This window comes from uncultured Methylobacterium sp. (assembly GCF_964242245.1).
In the GTDB taxonomy this organism is placed as follows: Bacteria; Pseudomonadota; Alphaproteobacteria; order Rhizobiales; family Beijerinckiaceae; genus Methylobacterium.
Genome location: NZ_CAXTBY010000011.1, coordinates 18,523 through 25,397, shown reverse-complemented (window position 1 = coordinate 25,397; position 6,875 = coordinate 18,523). Strand labels below are relative to the sequence as shown.

Here is a 6,875-nt window from a genome sequence, read left to right as displayed (position 1 = left end):
GCATGACGAGCGTGGGCGTGCCGATGAGCCAAGCCGCGGCTGCCTTCTGCGGTACGCCGTCCGGTCGGCGACACCAGAGCATGCCGGCGCCGGGATAATGCTCGAGGTCTGTCCCCGTCAGGTCGCGTCGGCAATCCTGTGGGTAGAGCGCGGCGATGCGTCCCCGGCCATCCTGGGAGAGCACCGATCCTGACGACGCGACGAGCACGATGCACGCAAGCCCTCGACAAGTTCAGCTACCAGAAGACGCCCCAAGACGCGTGGGACTACGCCGGCGTCAACGTGATGATGCTGTCCGAGCGGAAGGACAAGGACGGGAAGATGCGCAAGCTTCTCACCCATTCCGATCGCAACGGCATCGTCTATACCCTCGACCGGGCAGCAGGCACGCCATGCACCGCGCACCCTGCTCTCGAAGCCCCGCAAAGAAACGTATCGCCAAGAAACATAACGATCGTCAGGGAAAGACGCCCATGTCGCGCCTCCGCGCACGCGCCCTCGCGGCCAGTTCCGCCGCGGCCCTCCTGGCGCTCGCCGCCCTGGCGGCCGGCCCGGCATCCGCCCAGGGTTCCGAGGCTCAGGCGATCCAGTCGGAGCCGGGCAAGGCCGCCGCCACCCCCCCGCCGACTCCTCGAGCCTGCGCATCTGCGCCTCCGACAAGCAGCCGCCGCTCTCGATGAGGGACGGCTCGGGCCTCGAGAACCGCATCGCGGCCGCGGTCGCCGAGGGCATGGGCCCGCAAGCCCGTGTTGGTGTGGCTGTCCAAGCCCGCGATCTCCCTCGTGCGCGACGGGCTGGAGAGCCTCCCCCCGCGGCGTCGCCTTCCTCGTGCGCGCGGCCCGGATGCGCGCGTGGCTGGAGGGGCGTGACTGGCTGGTGCCGGAGGATGTGCTCGTCGTTCCGGAACCCCTCGGCGAGCTCCGGGACAAGCTGGTCCACGAAGGCGCCGAAGGTCACGGCCTTGACCGTCGCCGGATCGGGCCTCTGCCTCTCCGCGATCGGATCGCGGCCCTCGGAGATAGGGCGCCGGGCTTCGTCTCGGTTCCGCCGTGCGTCGGCGAGTGAGACCACGGCAGCGCCAAGGCCCCAGCTCGCGCTGCTTGCCATAGTGCCGGACAATCATCAGCCAACGGCGCGAAACCTGCGGGACCTGGGCCATCGCTGACCTACGCTCGGGTGTTGGATGGGTCTCGTCGAATGGATCGCCCGGCTGAGGCTCGATTGCCCTGTTCGCCCGCGTCTCTGGGCTGAAGCATCGGTCCGAGCTCGTGGATGCATTCCGTGATGTGGGTGAGCACCACCCGTATCCGCGGCGTGTCGCGGTTGTCCTTGTGGACGAGAAGCAGAACGTCGGCGCTGGGCGGCGCGACCGGCACCGGGAGTCGGATCAATCGCGCTTCCGCATCTGCCCGGAAGCGTGCCAAGCATGCCAGACCGCCGCCGTTGGCCGCGGCGAGCACGGCGGCCTCGTGGCTGCTGGTCTGCAGCACCACCGTCGCGCGTGATGCCGTCTCGGTCAGCCACGCCGATTGCGTCATCTCCTGCGTGTCGTCGAGCTGGGTGATGAGGCGATGCCCCGAGCAGCCGTCTTCGAAATCCATCGCGCCGTGATCGCGCAGGTACGCCGCCGTTGCGTAGAGCCCGAAGGCGATGCCGCCGATGCGTCGCAGGACGAGGTCGTGCTGTTCCGGCTGTCTCAACCGCACCGAGATGTCCGCCTCGCGCATCGACAGGCTGAGTTCCCGCGAGTTGGGGATGAGCTCGATCATCACGTCGGGATGCATCGCGTGGAGGCGGGCGAAGCTCGGGGCCAGGATATGAGCGGCCATCGTCTCGGCGCAGGTGACGCGGACCAGACCCCTCAAACGGGCGTCGCGACCGCTGACGTCGCGTTCGAGCGCCAGCGCCTCCGCCTCGAGCCGTTCGGCCTTCTCGCGCACGTCGACACCGGCCAAGGTCGGCACGTAGCCATCCGGGGTGCGGTTGAGCAGCCGCACCGCAAGGGTCGCCTCCAACGAGGTCAGGCGTCGCCCGACGGTCGATTGCGAGACGTGAAGGACCTTGGCGGCTGCGGACAGGGTACCGTGTCTGGCAAGCGCCAGGAAGAACCTCAGGTCGTCCCAGTCAAGCATCCGCGACCCGCCATCCGTTTTTGCACCTCCCCTCGTCGGCTTTGAATGCCGACTTCCTCGACGGAAAGCCTATACTCAACGCGCGACAATCATCAAGGCGGAAATATTTTCATGGATTGAGAATTTGGCGCCGGATACCTGCGATGAAGGAAAAATGCATGGCACTACCTCCGATCAAGAACGGATCTTCCCTTCCGGATACCGTCGACGGGCGTCAGCTTCAGGCCGTCATCGCCGAGGGGAAGTCCGACCCGGCCGCCGTCCGCACCCTGCGATGCCGCACGGTCGCACAGGGCCGCCTGCGCCAGCTCAACTACATCCGGGACCTCCCGCCGCAGCCCGTGATGGAGGACGAGCCCGAGGGCCTCCTTGGCGAGACCACCGCGCCGAACGCCTCGGAAGCCTTGCTGGCCGCCTTCGGCTCGTGCCTCTCCATCGGCATCCACGCCAACGCCCTGGCACAGGGCATCCCGATCCGGGCGCTGGAACTCAACGTCGAGGCCGACATCAACACCACGGCGGCCTGGGGAACGGGTGACCTCCATCCGAAGACCATCGGGTTCGAGGCCATACGCGTCTCGGTGAGGCTGGATGCGGACGCATCGCGAAAAGTGCTCGATGGCCTCGTCAAGCATGCGGTGCTGTGGTCCCCGGTGGCGAACACCCTGCACAACCCGGTCCATCTCGACGTGACGCTTCAGACGACCGCGAAGCGCTGATCCAGGCGCGAACGTCTCGTATCAAGTCGCACGGGTCGTGACCCATGAGGTCCGGCCGACCATCGCCCCCCCGCAGTCGCGGGGCCGGACCCCAAGGAGTCGGGTTCACCGAGATCCGGGATCAGGGCATCTTCTACGCGTCCTCCATGAGGTAACGGACGAGGATCTCGCCCGCAGCCCGCAGTCCATACGCCGCGGCACTTTCGCGGTCGCCGCGCGGAACGAACGCCGCAATGGCTTCCCCCTTGAGCACGGGTTCGTATTCATCGAGCGCCATGCCCGCCTCCGTCGCCGCACGCTCGGCGTCCGCGGCGTAATCCGCCGAGACGGCGTCGGGATATCCTGCAACCACGGCCATGTCGGTCGCTCTCCGGTCGCAGTCCTGCGACATCTGGTAATGGCAGCGCGAATACCAAGTCTCATGGGTCATGACCCATGAGGTCCGGCCGACCACCGCCGTCCCGCAGTCGCGGGGGCCGGATCCCAATGAGCCGGGCTCATCGAGATCCGGTAGAAGACGATCGGATGCCCGTCGAAAACATTCGCCAGGACGCACGACAGGCCGATGCCGGTCAGCAGGGCAGTGACCGCGATCGACATCGAAATTCGATGCAACGGCGCATGGCCGCGTGAGTCTGCGAACAAGAAACGGGCGACCTTCGCCGATGCCGTTCGTCCGATTGGTCTGGATGCCAACTCCGGCGACGACCCGGCCTCGGACCGCAGGCGGGGCTGAGGCCGGTCCCGTCTCACGCCGCTTCGTCGGTGCTTTGGCCCGTCATGGCGGAGAGCGACTTCCCAGCCTCGTCCGCTGCCTGCATCGAACCCTCCGCAATGGAGCGGCTGTCCTTGAGGATGTGCTCCAGGTTTTCCCGCACGAGTTCGCCCTGGATCGCGCCGAACTCATGGACGGACTTGGCGTGCATCAGGCGTTCCATGCCATCGAAGTTCCGCTTCCATTGGCCCTGGACCATCTCCATCCAGCTCTGCGACGAGGCCTGGAACGCCTGCGTAAGCACGGAGCGGCACTGCTTCACCGCTTCCATGTTCTTCTTCGACTGGAGCGCGAGCCGTTCGCCTTCCTCCCCGGAGAAGCCGAGGGCGCGACTGAACTGCTCCGTGGCCTCTCGCGCCTGACGCGCGGCCGCCTCCAGCCCGTTGGGCATCGGCCAGATGCTCTTGTCGCGCATCGTGTCCGCGCCGGCCTTAACTGCGTCGGGGATGCCGTCCGCGCGACCGTCGTGCAGGGCCTGCGAACCGTTGTTCTGGGCGTTCATGCTCGTCCTACTTCCTGTTGGTCCATGATCGGACCTTGGTGGAGGGGACCGTCGCGCGATGGCATGTCATGCCGGTAATCGTCGAGGATCTCGCTTTCGAGCGCATGGCGCTGCACGTCCTCCAGATCGGAGAGGATGTCGTCGTCCGCAGCATCGCGCGCCGAGATCAGCCTGACCCCGCCGGCGGTTGTCTCGAACTCGACCAGGACTTCCGCCTGGGCGTACGGGTCGTGCGGATCGATGCAGAAGTGGCTTGGCATCGTCGTCCTCCGGCATCGCCGCGGGGTCGAGGCATCGGGGATGCGGGCACGCTCGCAGTGCCCGATCCCGCAAAAGCCCGATGCGCGAGAGAGATGGGGGCAAAATCCCCGCGCATCGGCCCGACGCCCGCAAAGCCGCCCGGACGCCGATCCTAACAGGATGCCAGGATGGCCGGTCGAACCGTTTCCGGTGACCGGATGCGCATAATCGCCGGCCCCGAGGAGTGTATATTGTATTTCAACGGCGGTATCCGGCAACCGCTCCAACCTTTGGCGTTCGGCACTGAACATTGCCCCACTGTCACGGTTGAAGGGCATATGGGTCCCATCATCATCATCGCGGTATCTGCCGGCGGCCTCAGCCCTCTCCGACGGATCATCGCGGCGTTGCCGGCAACCTGTGCGGCCTCGGTGCTTATCGTTTCTCACGTCGGGCCAAATCCCAGCATCCTGCCGGCCATCCTCGGCATGGGGGGCAATCTGCCCGTCTCGCATGGCGAGGATGGCGAGCCCGTCGAGGCCGGGCACGTCTACGTCGCTCCTCCCGATAGGCATACGTACCTCGACCGCGGGCGTATTCACCTGGATCACGGAGCCAAGGTTCACCACACCCGACCTGCCGCGGGTCCGCTGTTCATCTCGGCGGCCGAAGTCTACGGCGACCATGTGCTTGGCATCGTACTCGGCGGTTACGGCGCTGACGGCGCGGAAGGTTCGGCCATCAAGGAGCATGGGGGCGTGGCCATCGTCCAGGCACCCGACGAGGCCGAGCAACCCGCCATGCCATGGGCAGCGATCCTCGCCGATTACCCCGACGCCTGCCTACCTGTCGAGAAGATCGCGGCCGGGGTGGCTCTGTTTTGCGCTGGTGATCGGCCCTAAGCCTCGCTCCCGAACCCAGACGGTCGCTTCATCACCGAGGGCCGTTTCCGCGCGCTCGTCCTCACCGCCCCTGCCGCAAGCCTTCGGATTCTTCGCAGTTTCCTCAAGCAAACATCGCCGGGGCTACAGGTCGTCGCGGGCGCCCGATGCCCCGGGCTCGACCCCGAGCGCCGGCGGCCTGCGCCGCGAGACCCAGTTCGTGGCGGCGTCGTAGGCGGCTCCGAGCTGAAGGCAGCCCAGCTCGCCTTGATTGCGTCCGACGATCTGGATGCCGGTCGGCAGGCCGGCCGGGCCGAACCCGGCCGGGACGTTCAGCGCCGGCAGGCCGCTCATCGTCACCGGGATCACCACCTCCATCCAGCGGTGATAGGTGTCCATGTCCCGCCCGCCGACCCGGTTGGGCCAGCGCAGGTCGATCGCGAACGGGAAGACCTGGGCGCTCGGCATCACCAGGAACGCGTAGGTCTCCATGAAGCGGCGCACCGCCTCGTACCACGCGGTGCGGCCCTCCTGGGCGGCCGTGACCTGATCGGCCGTGAGCGCCAAGCCGCGCTCGACCTCCCAGGCCGCCTCGGGCTTGAGCAGGGCGCGGTGCGCCGGGTCCTCGTAGAGCGGCCGCAGGTTGCCAGCCGTCATCCAGGCGCGCAGCGTCAGCCAGTCGCGCCAGACCCGCTCCATGTCGAAGGCGGGCCGCGCGTGCTCGATCCGGCAACCGACCGCCTCGAACGCGCCGAGCGCCGCCTCGCCCAGGTCGAGGATGCCCGGCTCGAACGGCAGGTGGCCGCCGAGATCGCCGAGCCAGGCGATGCGCGTGCCGGAAAAATCGCGCGCGAGGTCGCCGGCGAAGACGGTCGGGTCCTGCGGGACCGAGAACGGGACGCGCGGGTCGGCGCCCGCCTGCACCGACAGCATCAGGCCGATGTCGGCGGGCGAGCGGCCGATGCAGCCCGAGACGGCGAGGCTCGGCGTGAACACGTCCCGCGCCTCGATCGGGATGCGGCCGTAGCTGGTGCGCAGGCCGAACAGGTTGTTGAAGGCCGGCGGGTTGCGCAGCGAACCGGCATGGTCGCTGCCGTCGGCGACCGGCTGCATCCGCAGCGCCACCGACACCGCGGCGCCGCCGCTCGACCCGCCGGCGGACAGCGTCGGGTCGTAGGCGTTGCCGGTGGCGCCGTAGACCGGATTGAAGCTGTGCGAGCCGAGGCCGAATTCCGGTGTGTTGGTCTTGCCGGTGAAGATCGCGCCGCCCCGGCGCAGGCGCTCGACCATGATCGAATCCGAGGGCGCGATCCGATCGCGAAAAATCGGCGAGCCCTGGGTGAACGGCAGGCCTCGGACGGCGTCGAGGTCCTTCACCGCCAGCGGGAAGCCGTGGAGCGGACCGAGACTCCCGCCGCGCGCCATTTGCACGTCACGCATCTCGGCCTGGGCGAGCAGCGACGCGGAATCCTGGAGCGCGACGATGGCGTTGACCGCCGGGTTCAGGCGCTCGATCTGCGCGAGGTAGGCGCGCATGACCTCGACGCACGAGACCGTCCTCGCTTGGATGGCCGCCGATAGGGCCACGGCGCTCAGGGCGACGATGTCGGAATCCGTTTCGGTGGA

The 6,875-nt window shown here is 67.8% G+C and carries 9 protein-coding genes and 2 pseudogenes; 5 read left to right on the top strand and 6 right to left on the bottom strand.

All coding sequences use genetic code 11. The annotated features are described in order from the left end of the window. Nucleotides 1-208 (bottom strand): annotated as a pseudogene (locus ACFE8Y_RS04775) (serine protease); the annotation flags it as partial. Nucleotides 209-473: 265 nt separating this feature from the next. Here ACFE8Y_RS04775 and ACFE8Y_RS04770 point away from each other — a divergent pair. Beyond that, nucleotides 474-800 (top strand): annotated as a pseudogene (locus ACFE8Y_RS04770) (methanol oxidation system protein MoxJ); the annotation flags it as partial. Between the two features lie 28 nt (nucleotides 801-828). After that, a complete protein-coding gene (locus ACFE8Y_RS04765) occupies nucleotides 829-1,065 on the top strand; it encodes a hypothetical protein (protein WP_375463246.1) in 237 nt (78 codons plus the stop codon). Between the two features lie 101 nt (nucleotides 1,066-1,166). Here ACFE8Y_RS04765 and ACFE8Y_RS04760 read toward each other — a convergent pair whose 3' ends face one another. Beyond that, the gene (locus ACFE8Y_RS04760; protein WP_375463245.1) at nucleotides 1,167-2,132 is read right to left on the bottom strand and encodes a LysR family transcriptional regulator; all 966 of its coding nucleotides are present in this window, start codon (nucleotides 2,130-2,132) and stop codon (nucleotides 1,167-1,169) included. 158 nt (nucleotides 2,133-2,290) lie between these two features. Here ACFE8Y_RS04760 and ACFE8Y_RS04755 point away from each other — a divergent pair, with 158 nt between their 5' ends. Continuing rightward, on the top strand, nucleotides 2,291-2,851 hold the full coding sequence (locus tag ACFE8Y_RS04755; RefSeq protein ID WP_375463244.1) for an OsmC family protein: 561 nt from the start codon (nucleotides 2,291-2,293) through the stop codon (nucleotides 2,849-2,851). Between the two features lie 133 nt (nucleotides 2,852-2,984). On the opposite strand, the gene ACFE8Y_RS04750 is transcribed toward ACFE8Y_RS04755, so the two are convergent. Further along, nucleotides 2,985-3,281, bottom strand: a complete 297-nt coding sequence (locus tag ACFE8Y_RS04750) for a hypothetical protein (RefSeq protein WP_375463243.1) — start codon at nucleotides 3,279-3,281, stop codon at nucleotides 2,985-2,987. A 135-nt stretch (nucleotides 3,282-3,416) separates the two neighbouring features. Between ACFE8Y_RS04750 and ACFE8Y_RS04745 the strand changes: the two genes are divergently transcribed. Continuing rightward, the gene (locus ACFE8Y_RS04745; RefSeq protein WP_375463242.1) at nucleotides 3,417-3,587 is read left to right on the top strand and encodes a hypothetical protein; all 171 of its coding nucleotides are present in this window, start codon (nucleotides 3,417-3,419) and stop codon (nucleotides 3,585-3,587) included. A gap of 13 nt (nucleotides 3,588-3,600) precedes the next feature. Here ACFE8Y_RS04745 and ACFE8Y_RS04740 read toward each other — a convergent pair whose 3' ends face one another. Then, entirely contained in the window at nucleotides 3,601-4,128 is a 528-nt protein-coding gene (locus tag ACFE8Y_RS04740) for a phasin family protein (RefSeq protein WP_375463241.1), read from the bottom strand. Beyond that, a complete protein-coding gene (locus ACFE8Y_RS04735) occupies nucleotides 4,125-4,388 on the bottom strand; it encodes a hypothetical protein (RefSeq protein WP_375463240.1) in 264 nt (87 codons plus the stop codon). Before ACFE8Y_RS04735 ends, ACFE8Y_RS04740 begins: the two co-directional genes overlap by 4 nt. 168 nt (nucleotides 4,389-4,556) lie before the next feature. Here ACFE8Y_RS04735 and ACFE8Y_RS04730 point away from each other — a divergent pair, with 168 nt between their 5' ends. After that, nucleotides 4,557-5,270 (top strand): chemotaxis protein CheB, encoded by a 714-nt coding sequence (locus ACFE8Y_RS04730; protein WP_375463239.1) that lies wholly within the window; start codon nucleotides 4,557-4,559, stop codon nucleotides 5,268-5,270. Between the two features lie 123 nt (nucleotides 5,271-5,393). Here ACFE8Y_RS04730 and ACFE8Y_RS04725 read toward each other — a convergent pair. Continuing rightward, a partial coding sequence (locus ACFE8Y_RS04725) for an amidase (RefSeq protein WP_375463238.1) occupies nucleotides 5,394-6,875 on the bottom strand: 1,482 nt, incomplete at its 5' end.